Raw genomic sequence first — 23238 nt, forward strand, 5'->3', positions numbered from 1 at the left:
TTAGTATCTCATTCACATATTTATTCACAGTTTTAATCAAACTCATACAAAGTCATGTAACTTTGTAGCATCTCTCCCAAGCTTCTCCATATTTAACCACTTGGCAACTGTTAGATTAACGCCATTGAAATCATTTTTAGTTTTAAGTCCATGTGGACATGGAGAATCCCTATGAAATTGAATACTGTATTCATGAGTGCTTTACTGGCTAGCGCCTCTATGCTCACTGTATCTGCCCATGCTGATAGTACTGCTCGTGTAGCAGCTGCAAGTGCCTTAGGTAGTGTTGCAGGAACTGCTTTAGGTAAAAATATTGGCGGTAATACGGGTGCAACATTGGGTGCTGCTTTAGGTGGAGCAGGCGGCGCAGCAGTGGCAAGTAATAAGAGAAATCGTACTGAATCTGCCATCGGTGGTGCATTAGGTGGTGGTACGGGTTATGCCGTGGGTAAAAATATAGGCGGTAGTAACGGCGGTTATATTGGTTCTGCTTTAGGTGCGGCAGGTGGTGCAGCTTTAGGTAACAAAATTGCCAAAGATAAAGCCGCTGACAAACGTGCCCAACAGCGTGGCAAAAAATATTGGAAAAAACGTCGTTAATTCATGACCTAATATTCGGCAGCCTTAAGGCTGCTTTTTTAATGCTTTTTCATTTAACTATGAATGTATTAAGAAGCATAGTTAACTCAAAATTACACTTTGCAATATTGATAACACTTGAGCTTGCATGTTCATCCGCAACTTCTGTTTAAGCTTATTGTGAGAAATAAAGACAAGTATGCTGGAGTTCTGCTATGAAATTTCATTCAATTTTAGTGGCTGGGGTGATTGCAACTGCTGGCTTAGGTGCTACCACGGTTCAAGCTGCCAGTAACACTCGTGTTGCAGCAAGTTCTGCTTTAGGCAGTGTCCTTGGTGCAGCCGTGGGGCAGCGTTTGGGCGGTGACACAGGCGCAATGATTGGTTCTGCCTTAGGTGGCGCGGGTGCTGCGGCAGCCAGTGCAGATCGGCGTGATCGTAACGCTGCTGCCATTGGTTCAGCACTGGGTAGTGCTGGAGGTTATAGTGTTGGTAACAGTGTGGGCGGCAATAGTGGCGGTTTAATTGGTGCTGCTTTAGGCGGTGCTGGCGGTTCGGTCTTAGCTAAAAAGATCAATGATGACCGTCGTTATGATGACAATGAGCAGCGTCGTTATCAGCAACGTGACTATCGCTACAACAACTATGGCTATAATAAAGGACGTTATAACCGACATTAAGTTGGCCACTCATTCATAGCACCCTTTTGGGTGCTTTTTATTTATCGAGTATTTTCGATATACAACAGTGCACTTATATCGTATTATTTCGATATATAAAAATGAATGAGATTGTTATGCGTACTTTAGCCGATACTCGCTTTTCTATTTTAGAACTTGCCCCTGTGCGCGAAGGTCATACGATTCAAGATGCATTACACCATGCACTGACTTTAGCACAACATGCCGAAAAATTAGGCTTTGAACGACTCTGGCTGGCGGAACATCATAATATGGCAGGCATTGCCAGCTCTGCCACCAGTGTGTTGCTGGGTTATATTTTAGCCAACACGCAAAGTATCAAAGTCGGTTCAGGGGGCGTAATGTTACCAAACCATGCTCCCTTAATTGTGGCTGAGCAATTTGGTACTTTAGCGACTTTATATCCTCAGCGTGTTGAACTGGGATTAGGTCGTGCGCCCGGCACAGACCCAACCACCATGCGTGCTTTACGTCGGGGTCAGCAAGAAACCGAAGATCAATTTCCACAAGATGTACTCGAGATTTTACGCTACTTTAAAGACCCAGAACCAGGTCAGCGTATTGTTGCCACGCCAGGACAAAGTACGCATGTACCCGTGTGGCTCTTAGGTTCAAGCTTATTTAGTGCGCAACTAGCGGCACGTTTAGGTTTACCCTACTCCTTTGCTTCGCACTTTGCCCCGCGCATGCTAGGTCTAGCCATTCAGCTGTACCGCGATAATTTCCAACCCTCAGAATATTTAAGTCAACCTTATGTGTCGATAGGTGTGCCGACGGTGATTGCCGAAACAGATGAACAGGCGCAGTATTTAGCCACCACCCCTTATCAACGTATTTTAAATATGTTTAGAGGTACACGCGGCCTACTGCCTCAACCTGTGGAAAGCATGGATGGGCTTTGGTCACCTATGGAGCAACGTGCTGTAGATGATTTTTATGCTTTGGCACAAATTGGTTCGCCTGCTACGGTCAAAGCAGGTTTACAACAATTGCTGCAAAAATATGCGGTCGATGAGTTTATCTTTACTTGTGACATCTATGATACCGAACAACGTTTAGCCAATTTTAGTTATTTAAACCAGATAAAATTGGTCTAATTGGTATTTATCTAAAACCAAGCACCATTTATTTAAATGATAATGGTGCTTTTTCTGAGATTATTTTAAATAATTTGATTAAAAAATGAACATTTGATTGCAGGGTTTTAGCGCAATATCATCATTATCACTAAGCTAAATGACAGCACTATACTCATTTATTTATATTATTTTTCTATTAATCCAAAGCTCAAACCAAGCTTGGCAGCCATCTTGCATGGCTGCCCAAACGACTAACCAATACGACGTTTCAGCCCTGTCATTTGTAAAACGCGGGTTGAAATTTCTTCAATCGACATTTCAGACACATTTAAGTATTTAATCCCTTCCGAGATGTAAATCCCTTCAATAGCACGTAATTCCATTTGGCATTGGCTAAAGCTGGCATAACGACTATTGGCTTTACGTTCGGTACGAATCGCCACCAAACGGTCTGCATCAATCATTAAACCAAACAATTTATGCTTATGTGGGCGTAAAACTGCAGGCAAACGGTTGTCATCTAAGTCTTCTTCGGTCAATGGATAATTCGCAACCCGAATACCAAATTGCAGTGACAAGTAAATCGATGTTGGGGTTTTGCCTGAACGCGACACGCCAATTAGGATTAAATCAGCTTTATCATAGTGACGGGTACGCGCGCCATCGTCATTATCTAAGGCAAAATGCACTGCATCAATACGGGCTTTATACGACTCTGAATCGGTCACGGCATGAGTTTGTCCGACTAAAGTTGTAGGTGAGGTGCCTAACTCCTCAGAAAGTTTACTAATTAAGCCCTCAAAAACATCCAAATTAATCGCGTTGGCAGTATTGATAATATCGCGGACATAAGGATCAACCAAAGTATCAAACACCAGTGGTTTTTCTCCATCAGAATCAGCACGTTGGTTGATTTCAGCCACCACATTCATCGCTGCTTCTTCAGAGCTAATATAGGGGATAATATGGATATCAAAGTCCACATGTGGGAACTGCGCCAGTAGCGAGTGACCTAAGGTTTCTGCCGTAATTGCAGTGCCATCGGAAATGAAAAACACACTGCGCTTAATCGGTTTCTCGTCTGACATCAAATTTTCTCCTTAAATATTTGTCTAAGTGCGCGATTATCTTTATAGTAAACCCATCTTACATGAGAGTCGCTTAGTAAAAATATAAAAACTAAGCTTTTTCATAAAATCATGCCGAGATAGTGATTCATACTGCAAAAAGTGGAGTAACAACTTTGGAAGCGCGCGTAATTGGTCTGGAAAAATTAGGGAAACACGACGTTGAACTCGTGGGTGGTAAAAACTCATCTCTAGGCGAGATGATTAGCCATTTAGCTAACGCTGGTGTATCAGTACCAGGTGGCTTCGCGACAACCGCACAAGCGTATCGTGAATTCCTCGAGCAAAGTGGCCTAAACGCTAAAATTAACGCTGAGCTTGCTGCATTAGACGTGGATGATGTCAATGCCCTTGCTGAAACAGGCGCTAAAATTCGTCAATGGATTGTAGAAACTCCGCTTACTGCAGGTTTAGAACAAGAAGTTCGTGCTGCATTTGCAGAACTTTCAAACGGCAACCCTGATATCGCGGTTGCCGTTCGTTCATCTGCGACAGCAGAAGACTTACCTGACGCATCATTTGCCGGTCAACAAGAAACTTTCTTAAACATCCGTGGTATCGACAACGTATTGATCGCGATTAAAGAAGTATTCGCATCTTTATACAACGACCGCGCGATTTCTTACCGTGTACACCAAAACTTTGCCCATGACGTGGTAGCGTTATCGGCAGGTGTACAACGTATGGTTCGTTCTGAAACTGGTGCTGCGGGTGTAATGTTCACACTTGATACAGAATCAGGCTTCCGTGACGCGGTATTTATTACTGCATCTTATGGTTTGGGTGAAATGGTGGTTCAAGGTGCGGTTAACCCTGACGAATTCTACATCTCTAAACCATTGCTTAAAGCAGGTAAACACGCAGTTTTACGTCGTAACTTAGGTTCTAAACATCAAAAGATGATTTATGGTCAAGAAGCGTCTGCGGGTAAATCTGTATCTATCGTTGAAGTAGATAAAGCTGAACGTCAACAGTTCGCCTTAAATGACCACGAATTACAAGAACTTGCAAAACAAGCGCTGATCATTGAAGACCATTACGGTGCGCCAATGGACATCGAATGGGCAAAAGATGGTGATGACGGTTTAATCTATATCGTTCAAGCACGTCCAGAAACTGTAAAAAGCCGTGAAAATGTCGGTACTATGGAACGTTACCTATTAAAACAAAAAGGTAATGTACTGTGTGAAGGTCGTTCAATCGGTCAACGTATTGGTTCTGGTCGCGTACGTATCGTAACGTCTATTAAAGAAATGGACAAAGTACAAGACGGTGATGTACTTGTATCTGACATGACTGACCCAGATTGGGAACCAGTCATGAAACGTGCTGCTGCGATTGTGACTAACCGTGGTGGTCGTACTTGTCACGCGGCAATTATTGCGCGTGAACTTGGTGTGCCTGCAATCGTGGGTTGTGGTAATGCAACTGAGCTTTTAACTGACGGTCAAGAAGTAACTGTATCATGTGCTGAAGGTGATACTGGTTTCATCTACGAAGGTGCATTAGATTTCGAAATTCAAAAGAATTCGATCGAATCTATGCCTGAACTTCCGTTTAAAGTGATGATGAACGTGGGTAACCCTGATCGTGCCTTTGACTTTGCGCAAATTCCAAACGCAGGTATTGGTCTAGCACGTCTAGAGTTCATCATTAACCGTATGATCGGTGTGCATCCTAAAGCATTACTCAACATTGACAGCCTACCACGCGAAACGCGTGCTGCTGTGATGGCACGTACTGCAGGTTATGCATCTCCAATTGAATTCTATGTTGAGAAATTAGTTGAAGGTATTTCTACCCTTGCGGCTGCATTTGCTGACAAACCAGTGATCGTACGTATGTCTGACTTTAAGTCAAACGAATACGCAAACTTGATCGGTGGTAAGTTATACGAGCCAGAAGAAGAAAACCCAATGCTTGGTTTCCGTGGTGCAAGCCGCTACGTGTCTGACAACTTCCGTGACTGCTTCGAATTAGAATGCCGTGCGTTGAAGAAAGTACGTGACGAAATGGGCTTAACCAACATTCAAATCATGATTCCTTTTGTACGTACAGTTGCAGAAGCGAAACGTGTGATTGAATTATTAGCGCTTAACGGTCTTAAACGTGGTGAAAATGGTCTTAAAGTGATCATGATGTGTGAACTTCCAACCAACGCATTGTTAGCTGAACAGTTCCTTGAACACTTTGATGGTTTCTCTATCGGTTCTAACGACTTAACGCAGTTAACACTAGGCCTAGACCGTGACTCTGGTATCGTATCGCACTTGTTTGACGAACGTGATGCTGCTGTGAAAGTATTACTTTCTATGGCAATTCAAGCATGCCGTAAAGCGGGTAAATATGTGGGTATCTGTGGTCAAGGCCCTTCAGATCACCCTGACCTTGCAAAATGGCTCATGGAACAAGGTATTGACTCAGTATCTTTAAACCCAGACTCAGTACTTGAGACTTGGTTCTTCTTAGCTGAAGAAGAAAAAGCTCAACAAGCTTAACAATCTGTGTTAAAAAAAGACCCATTCATGGGTCTTTTTTTTATTTTCCGTTTTTGAGATTAAATCTTTATGCAAATATATTTGGCACGCAATAATCAACAAGCTGGTCCGTATAGCTTAGAACAACTCAATCAGATGTTGGCCAGCCAGCAGGTCTTGCTCACCGATTTAGCTTGGCATCAGGGTTTAACTGAATGGAAAACCTTAGGTGAATTAACTCAAGGTCAATTGGTCTATCAACCTACAGGTTATACAGCTCCAGCTCCAACCACATTTGAACCCAAAATTGAAGTACACAATAAGGTACAGCCTCATACTGAGCTTGCCTCGATTGGTCAACGTGCAGTGGCCAAAGTTTTAGATTTGCTACTATGGTTACCCACTGCAGCCATTCCTTCATTTTTCTTGCAAGCGGAGCAAATGCAGCAGCTCAGCGCCTTACAAGAAAAAATGCAAAATGCCACTACAGCAGCGCAAAGCAGTCAATTGCAATCAGAATTATTTGCCTTAATTCCAGATCAAGCATGGCAAATGATGTTGGTGTACATTGTGGTGATGTTGGCGATTCAAGCGGTGTTAATTAGTAAAACCGGTCAAAGTATAGGTAAACGTTTAACCAAAATTCAGATTGTTGATCAACACGATCACGCTCCCGTTAATCTCTGGCGCGGCTTTACCTTACGCAGCTTTGTGTTTATTTTCCTAAACTTAATGCTTTTTCCCTTTATTACACTACTCGATTATGCCTTTGGCTTTGGTCAAAAGCGTCAAACTTTGCACGATAAGTTAGCAAAAACCACGGTGATTAAGAAGCAAAAACAATAACAAAAAAAGAGGCGTTTAACGCCTCTTTTTAAATCCAGAACCTTGATATTGCAACAAAATTATGTGCCCTATAATTCAAATCCGAGTAAAAAAATCAGTTTTTAATACAGTCATTTAAAGCACTTTTATGTATAGCTTAGTTTGTTGATATAGGGCATAATGCCTCAAACGTAGCGGTGTCTCATCATTGAGAGGATTTTTCACATCTGAAAAAAGGCTTTTCAATCATGCGACACTTATAATCGCTATCCCCATATTATTAGGGAATGGGACTCTTCACCGAGGTTGTAAAATGAGACAAACGACTTTAGCTGTATTGTCTTTATCCGCAATGGCTGCGCTCTTAACTGGGTGTGGCGGTGATATGGTACTTCTAAACTCTAAAGGTCCAGTCGCAGCAGGTCAATCAGACTTGATGATGAAAGCGATCTATTTAATGCTATTGGTGGTGATTCCATCAATCGTTATGGCATTATGGTTTGGTTGGAAATATCGCGCGTCGAATAAAGATGCAGACTATAAACCTACATGGGCACACTCAACTGCAATTGAGATTGTAGTATGGGGTATCCCTGTAATTATTATTGGTATTCTTGCGTATTTAACGTGGTGGGGTTCACACAAATATGACCCATACCGTCCGCTTGAATCTGATAAAGCACCACTAACAGTTCAAGTAATTGCTGAACAGTTCAAATGGATCTTTATCTACCCAGAACAAGAAATTGCGACAGTAAACGAATTACGCTTCCCGGAACAAACTCCGCTTAGCCTTCGTTTAACATCTAACTTCACAATGAACTCGTTCTTTATCCCAGCATTATCTGGTCAGATCTATGCGATGGCGGGTATGCAGACGCATTTGAATATGTTGGCTAACGAACCAGGTGTATTCCGCGGTTTCTCTTCGAATTACTCAGGTTACGGCTTCTCACAAATGCGCTTTAAAGCTCATGCTGTGACAAATGCTCAGTTTACTGAATGGGTATCTGCGATTAAAGCAGGTAACGGTACTTCTGTGAACGCTGAAGCAGTACAAAAAACTGTTTTAGACCAAGCTGAATTTGCATCACTACGTGATGGTAACCGTTCAGAGAAACAAATCGCTGCAATGGTCCGTAACGCGAAAACTGATTTAGAGAAGCAGCTTGCTGCAACAGCTGAAGCTGAAGGTGCATATAAAACTCAGCCTCATCCTGTGACTTACTACTCTTCAGTTGAACCTAAACTGTTTGAATCTGTGATCAACAAGTACATGTCGAACTACCATGGTGCTGACCATTCAGCAGCAAAAGTAGACGCTGTGCCTGCACATGATGCTGTTGCGGCTGCAGAAATTGCTGCTGTAAATGCTGAACAACCTGCTTCTTCAGTTGTAGGGGAATAAGACATGAGCTTCTTAGGTAAGTTAAATGTAGACGCGATCCCGTACGATCCAATCGTACAGGTGACCGTTCTCATGATGATTTTAGGTGGTATCGCAGTATTTGCAGGTATCACTTATTTCAAAAAATGGGGCTACTTGTGGAACGAATGGTTCACATCAGTCGACCATAAAAAAATTGGTATTATGTACCTGTTCGTATCGATCATCATGTTATTACGTGGTTTCGCCGATGCGATCATGATGCGTCTTCAACTGTTCCTTGCAAAAGGCGGCGGTGAAGGCTATCTACACCCAGAACACTATGACCAGATCTTCACCGCCCACGGTGTCATTATGATCTTCTTCGTAGCAATGGGTCTTGTTGTTGGTTTAATGAACATCTCTGTACCACTGCAAATTGGTGCACGTGACGTTGCCTTCCCATTATTAAACTCTTTAAGCTTCTGGTTATTTGCCGGCGCTGCGGGCTTAATGATGGTTTCTCTTGCGCTTGGTGAATTCGCTGCAACAGGTTGGATGGCTTATCCACCACTGTCAGGTATCGAATACTCTCCTGGCGTAGGTATGGACTACTATATCTGGGCACTGCAAATTTCAGGTTTAGGTACGCTTTTAACGGGTGTTAACTTCTTCGTTACCATCATCAAAATGCGTGCACCTGGCATGAAGTTAATGGATATGCCGATTTTCACTTGGACATCTTTATGTACATCTGTGTTAATCATCGCATCATTCCCTGTATTAACTGCAACAATTGCAATGCTTACCCTTGACCGTTACTTCGGTTTCCACTTCTTTACCAACGACATGGGTGGTAGCCCAATGTTGTATGTAAACTTGATTTGGACTTGGGGTCACCCAGAAGTATACATTCTGATTTTACCTGCATTTGGTATTTACTCAGAAGTGGTATCAACGTTCTCTCGTAAAACGTTGTTCGGTTACAAATCTATGGTGTATGCAACCATCGCGATCACAGTACTTGCGTTCGTGGTATGGTTACACCACTTCTTTACCATGGGTGCTGGTGCCAACGTTAACGCGTTCTTCGGTATCATGACCATGATTATTGCGATCCCAACGGGTGTGAAAATCTTCTCTTGGTTATTCACCATGTATAAGGGCCGCATTACATTTACCACACCAATGCTTTGGACACTTGGCTTCCTTGTGACTTTTGGTATCGGTGGTTTAACGGGCGTATTAATGGCGGTTCCACCAGCGGACTTCTTAGTACATAACTCGTTATTCTTAATCGCTCACTTCCATAACGTAATTATTGGTGGTGTAGTGTTTGGTATGTTCGCAGGTATCATTTTCTACTGGCCAAAAATGTTTGGTTGGAGACTCAATGAAACTTGGGGTAAAGCTGCATTCTGGTTCTGGTTCTTCGGTTTCTACTTTGCATTCATGCCGTTATATATCCTTGGTTTCATGGGTATGACACGTCGTCTGAATACATATGACAACCCTGAATGGGATCCGTACTTAGCCATTGCTTTATTCGGTTCTGTACTGGTATTGTTTGGTATTCTTTGCTTCATTATGCAAATCGTGGTTGGTTTCTTACAACGTAACCAACGTATCGACTACACAGGCGACGCATGGGATGGCCGTACTTTAGAATGGGCAACTTCTTCTCCTGCTCCGTTCTATAACTTTGCACATCTTCCGAAGATCAATGGTATTGATACTTTCTGGAATGACAAAGAAAACGGTATTGCTTACGCAAAACCAACTAAGTACGAAGACATCCATATGCCGACAAACCGTGCTGCTGGTTTCGTGATTGCCATGATCCTGACAGTAATGGGCTTTGCTTTAATCTGGCATATCTGGTGGCTTGCTATTGCAACGTTTGTCGCATCAATCATTGCCTTCATCGTATCTTCGTTCACGAAGAAAGTGGACTACTATGTTCCTGCGGCTGAAGTTGAGCGTATTGAAAACGAACGCTATGCGATCCTTGAAAAACACTTGAAGAAGGACTAAGACAATGGCTGACGTACTTCATCACGACAACCACGGACATGATGAACATCATCACCATGATGATACTGACATCACGGTCTTTGGTTTCTGGACATATTTGATGAGTGACCTTGTACTGTTTGGTACACTCTTCATTGCGTTCGCTGTATTAAGTAGCCATATTCCTGTGGGTACACCAAGTGCAAAAGATTTATTCGAAAACTCTTTAGGTTTCGTTTTAACTGAAACATTTGCACTGTTAATTTCTTCTGTAACCTTTGGTTTTGCAGTACTTGCTGCATACAAAAAAGATGTTGCAAAAGTATTAACATGGTTAGGTATCACATGGTTATTTGGTGCTATCTTCATCGGCATGGAACTTTATGAATTTAATCATTTAGTTCATGCTGGTCACGGTCCAAGCACAAGTGCGTTCTTATCTGCGTTCTTTACTTTAGTTGGTACGCACGGTATTCACGTAACTTCAGGTTTAGTTTGGATGTTAGTGTTAATGTATCAAATCAAGAAAAATGGTTTGACCTTAATCAACTTACGTCGTTTAGCTTGCCTAAGCTTGTTCTGGCACTTCCTTGACATCGTTTGGATCTGTGTATTCAGCGTCGTTTACTTGATGGGAGTTCTATAATGAGTCACGATCATAACGCAGCTGGTGCTTCACACGGCAACGTAAAACAATACACGATTGGTTTTATCCTCTCTGTTATTCTTACCGTAATTCCATTCGGTATGGTGATGGCAGGTATGCACCATGACAATCGTGGCATGGTTGTTGCTGTAATTGCGATTACTGCTGTTGCTCAGATTCTTGTCCAATTAGTTTACTTCTTGCACATGAACTCTTCGTCTGAACAACGCTGGAACGTGATTGCATTCGTTTATACAATCCTATGTATCGCTGTATTACTCATCGGTTCTGTATGGATTATGAACTACTTACACTACAACATGATGATCTAAACTGGTTGTCATGCTGAAGAAGTATTTATTCCTGACAAAACCAGGGATTCTCTTTGGTAACTTCGTTACCACCTTGGGCGGCTACTTTGTAGCTGCTCAAGGTTCTGTAGATTTCCTACTCCTCCTGCTTACCCTTCTAGGGACCACGCTTGTGGTTGCCTCAGGTTGTGTGGTCAACAACGTGATTGACCAAGACATCGACCAAAAAATGCAGCGCACACAAAATCGCGCCATGGTTAAAAAATCTGTTTCTGTTCCTGTTGCCCTTGTCTATGCATTGGTATTGGGATTGATCGGTTTTGGCATTTTATGGTTTTGGGTCAATGCTTATGCTTTTCTTTTTGCCTTGATTGGTTATGTGTTTTACGTGGGCTTTTATAGCTTATGGACTAAACGCACAACGATTCATCAAACTGTTGTTGGTAGTATCTCTGGAGCCAGTCCTCCGGTGATCGGTTATACCGCGGTTGCTAATCAATTTGACTTAGCTGCCCTACTCATTTTCTTGGGTTATGCACTTTGGCAAATGCCCCACTCTTGGGCGATTGCGATTTATCGTTTTGACGACTACAAAAATGCAGGCATTCCGATTCTGCCTGTGGCGCGTAGTATTTTACGTACCAAAATTGAATCATTGATTTATGTGCTGTTATTTACCATCGCAATGAATGGCTTGTTTATCTATGGTTATGCCAATTGGATTTACGCGATCATTTTAAATGCCTTGTGTATTTACTGGCTGTATATTGCCATCCTTGGTTTTAAAGCTTCGGCTGAACAAGATGTGCTGTGGGCTAAACGCTTTTTCTTATTTTCAGTGATTTTAATTACTGTAATCAGTTTGTGTTTTAGCTTTACATCTACAGCACCATCAATCAATACGGTATTCTTTTAAAAGATAGTTGCGTGCTATCTTTTAAAAGGTATCACCTTTTTTGATGATAAAAACAACAATCTGTTTTTCTTCTTACACTTCTCTTGTATTTTCAAATCAAACCCTCTAGAATTGCGGCTTCGCACAACTTCGGTTGTGACTCCTTGCCCCTAACAATTGCGTTAGCGGCTGTATAATCCGTAAGGAGCTGACAATGCGTCACTACGAAATCGTACTTTTAGTACACCCTGATCAAAGCGATCAAGTAGTGGGTATGGTAGAACGTTACCTAACTCACATCAAAGACGCTGAAGGTCAAATTCACCGTTTAGAAGATTGGGGCCGTCGTCAATTGGCTTACCCAATTAACAAAATTCACAAAGCGCACTACATTCTAATGAACGTTGAATGTAACCAAACTACGCTTGATGAATTAGAAGAATTGTTCCGTTACAACGACGCGATCCTTCGTAACCTTATCATCCGTCGTGAAAACGCAATCACTGAAGAGTCTTTATTGGCTAAGAGTGCTGAAGAAAAACGTGCGCGTAAAGCTCAACGTGAAGAAGCACAACAAGTTAACCAAGACTCTGCTGAAGCATAAGGAGAACACTACATGGCACGTTTTTACCGTCGTCGCAAGTTCTGCCGCTTTACAGCTGAGAACGTTACGTACATCGACTACAAAGATATCGATACTTTAAAACAGTACATCACTGAAAACGGCAAGATTGTTCCTAGCCGTATTACAGGTACTAAAGCTCGTTACCAACGTCAATTAGCGCTTGCTATCAAACAAGCTCGCTACTTATCGTTGATCCCTTACACTGACAATCATAAGTGAGGTTGAGCTGTGGATATTATCTTATTACAACGCATTAAAAACCTAGGTAAACTAGGCGATAAAGTATCTGTTAAAGCTGGTTACGGCCGTAACTTCCTTATCCCACAAGGTAAGGCTGTTGCTGCAACTGAAGCTAACACTGCTGCTTTTGAAGCTCGTCGCGCTGAACTTGAAAAAGCTGAAGCTGATGTTTTAGCTGCTGCTCAAGCACGTGCTGACCAATTAAACGAAGTAAATATCGTAATCACTGCGAAAGCGGGTGATGAAGGTAAATTATTCGGTTCAATCGGTACTCGTGATATCGCTGACGCGTTAACGAATGCTGGTCTTACTGTAGACCGCGCTGAAGTTCGTTTACCAAACGGTGCGCTTCGCAATACTGGTGAATTCAACATCGCAATCCAATTGCACCATGATGTTGTTGCAGAAGTTCTTGTTACTATCGTAGCAGAGTAATTTCTCACCAAAAAAAAGGGCATGCTTTGGCATGCTCTTTTTTTATCTGTAAAATTTGCAAATCCCCCGCTGTAATCAGCCATTTTTTGTTAATATCGGTCTTTGCCGTTTGTTTTGCACTAGCTTCTTATAGGGTTTTATATGTCTCAGGCGAATGCCGCTGCTACACTCAATGCGAGTTCTGAAAAAAAATCAGAACAACTCAAAGAGTTTCGCACTCCTCCACATAATCTAGCCATTGAGCAAGCGGTTTTGGCTGCTCTCATGACTGTGGCTGAGTCCTTTGAACAAGTAGGTGACATCTTAGTTGAAGACGATTTTTATGCCACGCGGCATAAATATATTTTTCGTGCAATTCATCAACTTGCCAAAGACAGCTCACCTTATGATGCGGTCTTGGTCAATGACTGGCTGATTAAACAAAATTTAATTGATGCTGTAGGCGGTGAAGAATATCTCATGCAACTCATGGCCGAGTCGCCATCGAGTTTTTATAATTTAGAAACCTATGCTGGCAAAATCAAAGAATTTGCCACACTGCGTAATATGATTAAAGTCAGCAGCGAAATTTTACAAAGTGCTTATGACACCAAAGGTCGTAGTGTTTCAGAAATTTTAGATTTAGCCGAAACCAATATTTTCTCAATTGCCGAACAACACAATAACAACGCTAAAGCACAAGGCCCCAAAGCAATTACTTCTGTGGTCGCAGATGTATTTGATAAATTAAATGAACTGTCACAAATGGATGGCAATATTACTGGTCTCACCACAGGTTTTGTCGAACTCGATAATAAAACCTCTGGTATGCAGTCAGGCGACTTAATTATTGTTGCGGCACGTCCATCGATGGGTAAAACCACATTTGCCATGAATTTAGTGGAAAGTGTGCTGTTTAACTGTGATTTACCAGCTTTAGTGTTTTCGATGGAGATGCCTGCCGATTCTATCGCGATGCGTTTAATTTCATCTTACGGTAAAGTGCATCAAGGGCATTTACGTGCTGGTAAACTCGATGGTGATGAATGGTCTAAAGTAACAGGGACGATTTTACAATTGCAAGAAAAGCATTTGTATATTGATGACTCTTCTGCCCTTCCACCCACCGAATTACGTGCTCGCGCCCGTCGTATTGCCAAACAACATGGCGGCAAACTCGGCTGTATCATGGTCGATTATCTGCAATTAATGAAAGTACCAGGTATGGGCGACAACCGTGTCGGTGAGATCTCGGAAATTTCCCGAAGCCTCAAAGCCTTAGCCAAAGAAATGATGTGCCCTGTGATTGCCTTATCACAGCTCAACCGTTCCCTTGAGAACCGCCCTAATAAACGCCCCGTGATGTCAGATTTACGTGAATCAGGTGCCATCGAGCAAGATGCCGACTTGATTATGTTTATTTACCGTGATGAGGTTTACAATAAAGAATCCAAAGAAGCTGGTACTGCCGAAATTATTATTGGTAAACAGCGTAATGGTCCAATTGGTACAGTGCGTTTGGCATTTGAAGGTCACTACACCCGTTTTAGTAACCTTTCACCAGAGTACTATAACCAATATAACGACGATGAATAATTTAATCACCAAGGAGTGACTTAAGGTGCGCCAAGCAACCGTCTATATTGACAGTCAAGCACTGCAATATAACCTAAACCGTGTCAAACAACTTGCCCCAAATGCCAAAGTGGTAAGTATGGTCAAAGCCAATGCCTACGGACATGGTGTAAAAGACTGCTTAGCAGCCTTAAGCGCAACAGATGCCTTTGGTGTCGCTTGCCTACAAGAAGCTTTAGAAATTCGAGAACTTGGGTTTAATCAGCCTATTACCCTGATTGAAGGGGTATTTAGTCTAGATGAAATGTCGATTGTCACTGCGCAAAACATCGAAGTGGTGGTGCATCATCAAGCCCAAGTGGATTGGTTACTAGAGCATAAAGCGGATTATATTGCCAAAGGCTTAAAAGTTTGGGTCAAGCTCAATAGCGGTATGAACCGTCTTGGTTTTAAAATTGCTGAGATCAAAGCGGTCATCAATCGCTTAAAAGCTGAAGGTTTGACCTGCGTACTCGCTATGCATTTTGCCAATGCTGATGCCGATCATCCGTTAAACGATGAACAAATCCGTCAGTTTTTAGAAATTAAAAACGACTGTGCCCCCTTAATGGCGTCGTGCTGTAACTCTGCGGCGATTTATAAATACCCAGAATTACATTTTGACTATGTACGTCCGGGTATTATGCTCTACGGGGCGACTCCATTTGCCGACAAAAGCGTGCATGACTTAGATTTAAAACCAGTGATGCAATTTACTGCCGAAATCATTGCTTTAAATCACATTCAAGCCGGTGAGTCTGTGGGTTATGGTTCAACATTTGTGGCAACTCAAGCCATGGACCTTGCGATTGTCTCAATTGGTTATGGTGATGGTTACCCACGCGCCTTTGTGGCACCCAATACAGTCGCGGTAAATGGTCAACTGGTAGCGGTTGTCGGTCGTGTCGCGATGGATATGATTGCCATTGATGTAACGAGCTTAGATGTAGCTTTAGGCACTGAAGTCGAACTTTGGGGCAAACAGCGTTTAGTCGATGATGTGGCAACAGCCAATGGCACAATTGGTTATGAATTGCTGTGTCGTTTAAGCAATCGCCCTGAACGTAAAGTAATTTAAATACATAAAAAAGAACCGTAACGGTTCTTTTTTTATGCTACTAAATTTTGCGCTTCTAATTGGTACAGTAATTCCAATAACTGTGCCAATTGTGATTTATTCAGTAATTCTGGACAAAAAATAGTATGTCCCTGCTGCTGAAAAAACTGCTTCACTCGATGATGACGTGATACAAACTTCATTGACCAGGCAGCAAAGATCGCGCCATTGATCGGCTGGTTCATAATCATTTGCATACTGTGATGTCGAGGATCACCTTGTAAGCGCGTGACCAATCGCTCCAGATCATCAGCTAAACCCTCTAAGCATTGTAGAAAACGTCCATCCGCAAAATATAATACACCCTGTATGTGATGTCTGACGTTAAAATCGCGTGCTTCAGTTAAAATATCAGTCAAATGATGATGGTGTTGCGGCAGCGGAAAATTGGCTTGACTCACATAACATAGTCGTCGCATAAGGCTTACTCTAGATAGTCAAGTGTCGGCGTGGGCAGCTCATGTAAGCCTTTACGTAAGGTTTCTGACCATTGTTTGCTAATGCCTGAAAAATATGGATCTTCTTCATAAATGCGTTTTCCCAAAGGAATATGCAAACTATTGAGGTTATAGACCAAACAATCTAAAGGCAGACCCACTGAGACATTGGAGCGTAAAGTCGAATCAAAGGAAATTAAACTACAACGCAGCGCTTCATCTAATGGCATGTCATAACTTAAAGCACGATCTAAAATAGGTTTGCCATATTTACTTTCGCCAATTTGGAAAAATGGCGTATCTTTGGTGGCACAAATAAAGTTACCTTGTGGATAAATGTTATACAGCTGCATTTCTTGTTCGCCAATTTGCCCACCCACCAGCAATGTACAGTAATAAGTACTTTGATCCTCAGGATCAGGGGCGACGTTATGAATGACTTTTTTTACCAAGCTACCCACTAATTCCGCTGCTTCAAACAGTGTTTTCACACTATGTAAATTTGGCTCTTGGCCAAGTGCCAACTGGTTTTTTAAATGTCCAATCACAGCTTGGGTCGTGGCTAAATTCCCTGCGGCTTGAATCGCAATAAAGCGCTCACCTTCCACCCCAAAGGTATATAACTTACGAAATACCGAAATATGGTCTACACCCGCATTGGTACGCGTATCACTAATAAAAATCAGGCCTTGTTTTAAACGTAGCGCACAACAATAGGTCATACATCCTCCTTTGATGATTGGTTAAATTAGCACGCCAGCACTTGCACAATTGAATGCATACTCTCTATACCCCCTTGTTGGCGTACCCCGCGCACTGGTGCCACATCCCAATAATCACGACCAATTGCGACATAAATATGGGAGCATGGGCTAAAGATTTGATTACTAATATCAAAGCTATACCAATGATTGTTTAAAAACACCTCAGCCCAAGCATGACTAGCAAGATGTGCTGAGTTAGGTACATAGAGATAGCCTGAAACATAACGTGCAGGTAAACCTAAGGCCTTACACATGGCAATAAACACATGACTATGGTCTTGGCACACCCCTTGCCGATAAGCAAACGCTTGTGGCGCCGAAGTAGTCACACAGGTGCTGGCAGGTAAATATGGCATATAGTCTAAAATGGCTGCTGCCAAATGAATCAAGCATTGTCTAGAAGGATGCTTCACATAACGCTTGGCAAATTCCAACATTTCTAAACTGCATTGAGTCGCTGCCGTGGGTTGTAAAAATAAGCTTGGATTGAGATGATCACTCGGCAGCGCTTCAGTTTCAGGTGAAATTTCGATAATGCCTTGCGCCATAATCGACATTTGCTGATAGTTAAAACGTTGTGAACTGGTAATCCAAATATTAGCAAAAGCATCTTGTTTAACTTGCTTTTGCCCAGGCACGCTGACATCCCAATACTGTACGGTTTGGTGCGAATTAGAACTGGGTGACATACGAATATATTGGATGCTGCTGTGCACAGCATCCGTATAATGGTAATGGGTTTGATGATTAATCATCAATTTCATACATCAACCTCAAACAACTGTTGGATGTGGTCACTAAAGCGATAGAAATTTATGCTGTTGGGTAAAATCTGTAATTGTAGCCATGCGCTTTTGAGTTTGCTGCAGCCCATCTCACTGAGTAAATCAATAATTTTTTCTAAATCAGAGAGCGTACTCTGGGTATCTTGTTGTAAACGTAATTGACGATCTAATTGCTCGACGTTTTGTCCTAATATAAAAAATAAGAAAATATTCTGCGATTCTGCCTCTAAAATATCGTGGCATTCGCCCACGACGTCACAAATATAGCTTTTATTTTCACTTGCAGTTTTAATCAGCTGATTTAACTCAGCATAACTTTTTGCAGATAACACGCCACGTAAATCTTGAATATTGTCTTTAGCACATTGAAATTGCTGCGCAAATGAAGCCAATTGCTGTTCATCTTGGACTAAACGATTTAAAGATTCAGCATCATTGGCCGCTAAAACAAAGGCATTGGCATAATGTTTAGCCACTGCATCATCATCAAATGGAAATTGGCTACATAAATACTGGATGCGCGTCAGGTAACGGCCTAACCAAAAAATTTGCTGTGCATTACTGCTGAGTAAAATCATATCTTCCCTCCTTGTATATGGTTTTATATTAAGAATGCAGGCTGTCCACAACCCAAGTATCTTTTATTCCGCCACCCTGAGAAGAGTTAACCACCAATGACCCTGGTTGCATCGCAACACGGGTTAAACCACCTGGTACGATTTCGGTGCGTAATGGCGAACTTAATACAAACGGGCGTAAGTCGATATGACGTTCCGCCATGCCATAATCAGTTAAAGTCGGGCATACCGAGAGCTCTAAGGTAGGCTGCGCGATATAAGCTTGCGGTGTTTCTAACAGTTTTTTACGGAATGAGGCAATTTCTTGACCAGAGGCCTGCGGCCCAATTAACATGCCATAACCGCCAGAACCTTGCGCTTCCTTAACCACCAGTTTTTCTAAGTTTTCGACCACATATTCAAGTGATTTCTGTTCACGGCATTGATAAGTCGGTACATTTTTTAAGATTGGTTGTTCATTTAAGTAATATTCAATCATTTTATCGACATATGGATAAATGGATTTATCATCGGCAACGCCCGTACCTGGTGCATTGCTAATCACAACATTTTGCGCCAAATAAGCCGACATTAAGCCTGCTACGCCTAAGGTGCTGTCAGGTTTAAAGCATAATGGATCAAGGAATGCGTCATCAACGCGACGATAAATCACATCCACTTGCTGGCGACCACGCACGGTACGTACATAGACTTTGTCATTTTCAACAAATAAATCGCGTGCTGATACCAACGGCACATCCATTTCGCGGGCCAAGAATGCATGTTCATAATAAGCACTATTGAAGCGTCCTGGTGTCAGTACCACTATAAATGGATCATCGACATTGGCACTTTCTGCTAAAATTTGACGTAACAATTGCGGATATTGCTCAATACCTAAGATATTGCTGCTTTGGCACAACTCAGGCATCAATTTTTGACTGATCTTACGGCTTTCTAACATATAAGAAACACCCGATGGGGTGCGTAAGTTATCTTCTAAGACATAAAACTCGCCTGCACGATCACGAATAATATCAATCCCGCTAATTTGACTATAAATCCCACCTTTTAAATGATGACCTAGCATTTGTGGTAAATAAGCCTCATGGCTGAGTACTTGCTGGGCAGGTACAATCCCCGCCTTTAAAATCTCCTGTTCATGATAAATATCATGCAAAAATAGATTCAGCGCACGCACGCGCTGTGCCGAACCCAGTGCAATTTTATTCCATTGTTGTTTGGCAATCACGCGCGGAATTACATCAAATGGAATCGTGCGTTCAATCCCAGCATCTTCACCATATACAGTAAAGGTAATACCTTCATATAAAAAATGCTGTTTGGCTGCTTGGTTTAAAGCTTTAAGTTGATTCAAATCATGTTGAGCTAACCAATGCTCGATATTGGCACAAGTTTCAGCCGACATACTGCTGTCATCACGTAATTCATTAAAAAATTCAGACTTTAATTGTTGAAATAAATAGTGTGCTTGCGCTGGTATACGCTTAGCATCTTGTACCGTCTTTGGTTGCAAGGTTTCTTTGTGACTGGTGCTTGCAATTACACTTGATTTTGTCTCTTTTAACATGCCTACCCTCTCTTATCTATTTGTTATGTATTTGTTTATATATGTAAGCAAAATCAATGCCATAGTTAAAACTTGGCGTGGCGACTATGTTAATAGATTGCCACTTGACTTGCCAATGGTCTTTTGCACCAAATTATGACCTTTTCACTGTGACACCGTTCGCAGTTTAAACAGTAAAAGCATTCATTTTTACCAACAACTGGCCTTACAATAGAAATTCAATTGACTTTGAGCATACGGCTTCTATGGCTTCAACTTCAGAAAAAGAAACTTCAAATAGTTTATATCGGCAATGGCAAATCTTGTCGCGTCTTTCTACAGGGAAATGGATGGGCACACGAGAACTGCAACAACAGTTGCAACGCGAAGGAATTGATATCAGTTTACGCACCATTCAGCGTGACTTAAATCAAATTGCGCAGCGTTTCCCGATTGAAAGTAATAAAACTGTGCCGCAAGGTTGGCGTTGGTGTAGTGATGCACCAATTCAGAGCTTACCGCATATGACCAGCTCACAAGCAGTCACCTTTATGATGGTGGAGGAACATTTAAAACATTTGTTACCGCCAAGTTTAGTCTCCGAAATAAACCCGTGGTTTGATGCTGCGCGGCGCAGCCTACTTGAGCAAAATCATGTCAAACAGTGGGTCAACCGTGTGCGGATTGTGCCTTCAAGCCAACCATTGATTCCGCCAACAGTCGATCAAGAGGCTCAACAAGCCATCTATGAAGCACTGTTACAAGACCGTCAACTTGAATGTGTCTATCAAAGCCGTACTCATGCAGGAGAAGAAAAAAGCTATATTTTAAATCCCTTGGCCTTAGTACAAAAAGGTGCGGTGATTTATTTAATCTGTACCCGTCATGATAAAAATGCTATTCAAACCTTTGCTTTGCACCGCTTTAGAGCAGCAAAAGTTCTCGATAGTCGTACTGTGCACCAAAATGATTTTCATTTAGATGATTATATCGAATCAGGTGCTTTAGGTTTTCGTGTGGATTATCAAAAACCTACCGAAAACATTGAACTAAAATTGACCATGAATGGCAAAACAGTGCATTTTTTTGAAGAAAGTGCCTTAAGTCGTGATCAAGTGATTGAGAAATTTACCGATAACTTATATCAAGTCAGAGCAAGCTTACCTTTTACCTCACAACTGGTGTGGTGGTTACGTGGCTTTGGTAAAAAACTGTTGCAGATTGAACCTGAGTCTGTCGCCAATGCCGTCTATGAAACGGCTGTGGAAAGCTAAAATAAAAAAGAGTCCCAAACTGTGGGACTCTATAATTTATAGATTATTTTTTTGAGTTTTTTCTTTAACTTAAGCAAAGCGCGTGCCAGCTTTTCCCCCAACGTTTTACTAAGCCGCCCTATTCAGCAAGACATTAAACTGCCACATGCCAGTTCTGCACGGTTAAAACGAATCTGTCTTTTGGTCATGCTGTAAACCTCCTCATCTTAGCGATACATTCAGTATAGAACTGTCCTGCAAATTTGAGAAAGAAGCATTTCTGCAAAGCTTTGCATAAAATAACTTAGACACAATGCATAAAAATAGGCAGCGAAAGCTGCCTATTTCAACATCATGATTGGGTGTTACTCATCGGTCTTCGTTGCTTTATAGCGCGACAATGCAGTCACTGCTACAGCCGAAACCACCACAGCAGGTAGACTTGCCATTAAAATCCCTGTTGTGCCTAAACCGAGTGCTAAAATTTTGCCTGTTAACAATGGTCCAGTCATCGCACCTAAACGACCCAATGAAATCGCACTGCCCACCCCTGTCACTTTACCTAAACCAGAATAGAAGATAGGTGAAATACCATAGAGAATCGATTGACCGCCTGTAGAGAAGATCCCCCCCATTACGCCTGCCAAAATCAGCAGCGGTACAGATGTAGTGGTAAACAACAATGTAAGTGCGATAAATAAACCACTATAGATAATCACAGCCATTTGCCATAATTTTAAACGATCTAATAAATAACCCAGTCCGAGCGTGCCAATAACTGCCCCTACTTGGAACACCAGCATTACCAAAAAGGCTTGTTGTTTTTCTAGACCCTGTTGCATCAGTAAGTTAGGCAACCAACTAATCAAGATGTAGTTAATCATCAAGGTAAAGAAGAAACCCACCCACAGCGGCAGCGTATTTTTGTACTGTTGCTGTTTAAATAACACTTGCGCCATACCTGGTACAGCTTCTGTGTTCACTTGTTTTTCGGCACGCGGCTTATCTTTTAAGATCATTGCCATACATGGAATAAGCAATAATGGCGTTAAACCACCAATTAAAAATAGGGTTTGCCATTTTATATCGCTAATCAGCATGGCGAGACCAGCAACAAAAATCGCACCTACAGGTAAACCGCAATACATCAAACTATTTAATTTACCGCGGTTGGCTTCAGTGGCTTCATCACCCACCACCGAAATCATGGTTGGCATCGCAGCCCCTAAGCCCAGTCCTGTAAAAAAGCGTGCCGCATATAAGATTTCAAGATTCGGTGCAATTGCCGTTAAAGACATAAAGACACCAAAAATTGCAATCGAGAGCATTAACACTTTCTTTTGGCCAAGGTAGTCGGCAACTCGACCACCAAAGAATGCGCCAAAGAGCATACCAAATACCCCAAGACTAAATACATAGCCCATTTGCACTTGGTCTAAGCCAAACGTGGCTGCAATCCCCTGTGCTGCAATACCGGGCGCTTGTAGGTCAAAACCTTCAAAAAAAGCCACCCAAAAGCATAAAAATACAATGAGGATTTTTTGGGTCTTACTTGATGTGCTCTGTGCCATCGTGAATCTCCATTCCGAAGCGTACATTTATATAAAGCGGTGATTCTGAGCCTAATCTATGTAGATACATAGCGCGACAATGGTCGCAGCATTGGTAATTAAATCAGCAATGGTCATCATTATTTAGACATCAAAAGCTGTATATCAATATATATAATGTATTATTATTTTATTTAGTCTTTTAAAAACATATTGTTATTTTAATACAAGTTCTTAACGATAGTATGATCATTAAAAATGATCAAGTGTAAAAATTCAGCTTTTATGTTAGT

Annotated in this window: 22 protein-coding genes and 1 pseudogene; 16 read left to right on the forward strand and 7 right to left on the reverse strand. The window is 41.9% G+C overall.

Translation table 11 applies throughout. The features are described from left to right. Positions 1–171: 171 nt before the first annotated feature. The 3 genes from CYK47_RS01000 (at position 172) to CYK47_RS01010 (ending at position 2377) form a co-directional block, all read left to right on the forward strand. Entirely contained in the window at positions 172–600 is a 429-nt protein-coding gene (locus tag CYK47_RS01000) for a glycine zipper domain-containing protein (protein ID WP_122898041.1), read from the forward strand. Positions 601–794: 194 nt separating this feature from the next. Next, positions 795–1259, forward strand: a complete 465-nt coding sequence (locus CYK47_RS01005) for a glycine zipper domain-containing protein (protein ID WP_122898043.1) — start codon at positions 795–797, stop codon at positions 1257–1259. 116 nt (positions 1260–1375) lie between these two features. Then, complete coding sequence (locus tag CYK47_RS01010) at positions 1376–2377, forward strand: LLM class flavin-dependent oxidoreductase (RefSeq protein WP_122898144.1); 1002 nt, start codon at positions 1376–1378, stop codon at positions 2375–2377. Between the two features lie 233 nt (positions 2378–2610). Here CYK47_RS01010 and ppsR read toward each other — a convergent pair whose 3' ends face one another. Then, on the reverse strand, positions 2611–3447 hold the full coding sequence (ppsR, locus tag CYK47_RS01015; protein WP_122898045.1) for a posphoenolpyruvate synthetase regulatory kinase/phosphorylase PpsR: 837 nt from the start codon (positions 3445–3447) through the stop codon (positions 2611–2613). A gap of 155 nt (positions 3448–3602) precedes the next feature. On the opposite strand from ppsR, the gene ppsA reads away from it, so the two are divergent. The 12 genes from ppsA (at position 3603) to alr (ending at position 15990) form a co-directional block, all read left to right on the forward strand. Then, positions 3603–5984, forward strand: coding sequence for a phosphoenolpyruvate synthase (ppsA, locus tag CYK47_RS01020; protein WP_122898047.1), 2382 nt, complete (start codon positions 3603–3605; stop codon positions 5982–5984). 69 nt (positions 5985–6053) lie between these two features. Continuing rightward, positions 6054–6809 carry an RDD family protein gene (locus CYK47_RS01025; protein WP_122898049.1) on the forward strand — a complete coding sequence of 252 codons (756 nt, stop codon included), beginning with the start codon at positions 6054–6056 and terminating at the stop codon, positions 6807–6809. Between the two features lie 292 nt (positions 6810–7101). Then, the gene (gene cyoA, locus CYK47_RS01030) at positions 7102–8196 is read left to right on the forward strand and encodes a ubiquinol oxidase subunit II (protein ID WP_122898051.1); all 1095 of its coding nucleotides are present in this window, start codon (positions 7102–7104) and stop codon (positions 8194–8196) included. Positions 8197–8199: 3 nt separating this feature from the next. Then, entirely contained in the window at positions 8200–10188 is a 1989-nt protein-coding gene (gene cyoB / locus CYK47_RS01035) for a cytochrome o ubiquinol oxidase subunit I (protein WP_122898053.1), read from the forward strand. A gap of 4 nt (positions 10189–10192) precedes the next feature. Further along, positions 10193–10813, forward strand: a complete 621-nt coding sequence (cyoC, locus tag CYK47_RS01040) for a cytochrome o ubiquinol oxidase subunit III (protein WP_122898055.1) — start codon at positions 10193–10195, stop codon at positions 10811–10813. After that, the gene (gene cyoD, locus CYK47_RS01045) at positions 10810–11145 is read left to right on the forward strand and encodes a cytochrome o ubiquinol oxidase subunit IV (RefSeq protein ID WP_122898146.1); all 336 of its coding nucleotides are present in this window, start codon (positions 10810–10812) and stop codon (positions 11143–11145) included. The genes cyoC and cyoD overlap by 4 nt, the downstream gene beginning before the upstream one ends. A 10-nt stretch (positions 11146–11155) precedes the next feature. Continuing rightward, positions 11156–12040 carry a heme o synthase gene (gene cyoE, locus CYK47_RS01050; protein WP_122898057.1) on the forward strand — a complete coding sequence of 295 codons (885 nt, stop codon included), beginning with the start codon at positions 11156–11158 and terminating at the stop codon, positions 12038–12040. A gap of 193 nt (positions 12041–12233) precedes the next feature. Continuing rightward, entirely contained in the window at positions 12234–12623 is a 390-nt protein-coding gene (gene rpsF, locus CYK47_RS01055) for a 30S ribosomal protein S6 (RefSeq protein ID WP_122898059.1), read from the forward strand. Positions 12624–12635: 12 nt separating this feature from the next. Continuing rightward, the gene (rpsR, locus tag CYK47_RS01060; protein WP_004278792.1) at positions 12636–12863 is read left to right on the forward strand and encodes a 30S ribosomal protein S18; all 228 of its coding nucleotides are present in this window, start codon (positions 12636–12638) and stop codon (positions 12861–12863) included. 9 nt (positions 12864–12872) lie between these two features. Then, complete coding sequence (gene rplI / locus CYK47_RS01065) at positions 12873–13319, forward strand: 50S ribosomal protein L9 (RefSeq protein ID WP_122898061.1); 447 nt, start codon at positions 12873–12875, stop codon at positions 13317–13319. 141 nt (positions 13320–13460) lie between these two features. Further along, the gene (dnaB, locus tag CYK47_RS01070) at positions 13461–14894 is read left to right on the forward strand and encodes a replicative DNA helicase (RefSeq protein ID WP_122898063.1); all 1434 of its coding nucleotides are present in this window, start codon (positions 13461–13463) and stop codon (positions 14892–14894) included. A gap of 25 nt (positions 14895–14919) precedes the next feature. Beyond that, positions 14920–15990: an alanine racemase gene (gene alr / locus CYK47_RS01075; protein WP_122898065.1), complete on the forward strand. Its 1071-nt coding sequence runs from the start codon at positions 14920–14922 to the stop codon at positions 15988–15990. Between the two features lie 32 nt (positions 15991–16022). Here the strand turns inward: alr and CYK47_RS01080 are convergent, their stop codons facing one another. The 5 genes and pseudogenes from CYK47_RS01080 to CYK47_RS01100 form a co-directional block, all read right to left on the reverse strand. Continuing rightward, complete coding sequence (locus tag CYK47_RS01080; RefSeq protein ID WP_122898067.1) at positions 16023–16448, reverse strand: BLUF domain-containing protein; 426 nt, start codon at positions 16446–16448, stop codon at positions 16023–16025. A gap of 5 nt (positions 16449–16453) precedes the next feature. Next, positions 16454–17188, reverse strand: coding sequence for a proteasome-type protease (locus CYK47_RS01085; protein WP_122898068.1), 735 nt, complete (start codon positions 17186–17188; stop codon positions 16454–16456). A gap of 26 nt (positions 17189–17214) precedes the next feature. Then, positions 17215–17994, reverse strand: a complete 780-nt coding sequence (locus CYK47_RS01090) for a transglutaminase family protein (RefSeq protein WP_122898070.1) — start codon at positions 17992–17994, stop codon at positions 17215–17217. Continuing rightward, a complete protein-coding gene (locus tag CYK47_RS01095) occupies positions 17991–18593 on the reverse strand; it encodes an alpha-E domain-containing protein (protein ID WP_122898072.1) in 603 nt (200 codons plus the stop codon). The genes CYK47_RS01090 and CYK47_RS01095 overlap by 4 nt, the downstream gene beginning before the upstream one ends. Before the next feature lie 28 nt (positions 18594–18621). After that, a pseudogene (locus CYK47_RS01100) lies at positions 18622–20055 on the reverse strand (circularly permuted type 2 ATP-grasp protein); the annotation flags it as partial. A 353-nt stretch (positions 20056–20408) separates the two neighbouring features. Between CYK47_RS01100 and CYK47_RS01105 the strand changes: the two are divergent. Continuing rightward, positions 20409–21416 carry a helix-turn-helix transcriptional regulator gene (locus CYK47_RS01105; RefSeq protein WP_122898076.1) on the forward strand — a complete coding sequence of 336 codons (1008 nt, stop codon included), beginning with the start codon at positions 20409–20411 and terminating at the stop codon, positions 21414–21416. A gap of 344 nt (positions 21417–21760) precedes the next feature. Here the strand turns inward: CYK47_RS01105 and mhpT are convergent, their stop codons facing one another. Beyond that, positions 21761–22966, reverse strand: a complete 1206-nt coding sequence (gene mhpT, locus CYK47_RS01110) for a 3-(3-hydroxy-phenyl)propionate transporter MhpT (RefSeq protein WP_122898078.1) — start codon at positions 22964–22966, stop codon at positions 21761–21763. Positions 22967–23238 lie beyond the last annotated feature (272 nt).

Source organism: Acinetobacter sp. B51(2017) (assembly GCF_003711395.1).
In the GTDB taxonomy this organism is placed as follows: domain Bacteria; phylum Pseudomonadota; class Gammaproteobacteria; order Pseudomonadales; family Moraxellaceae; genus Acinetobacter.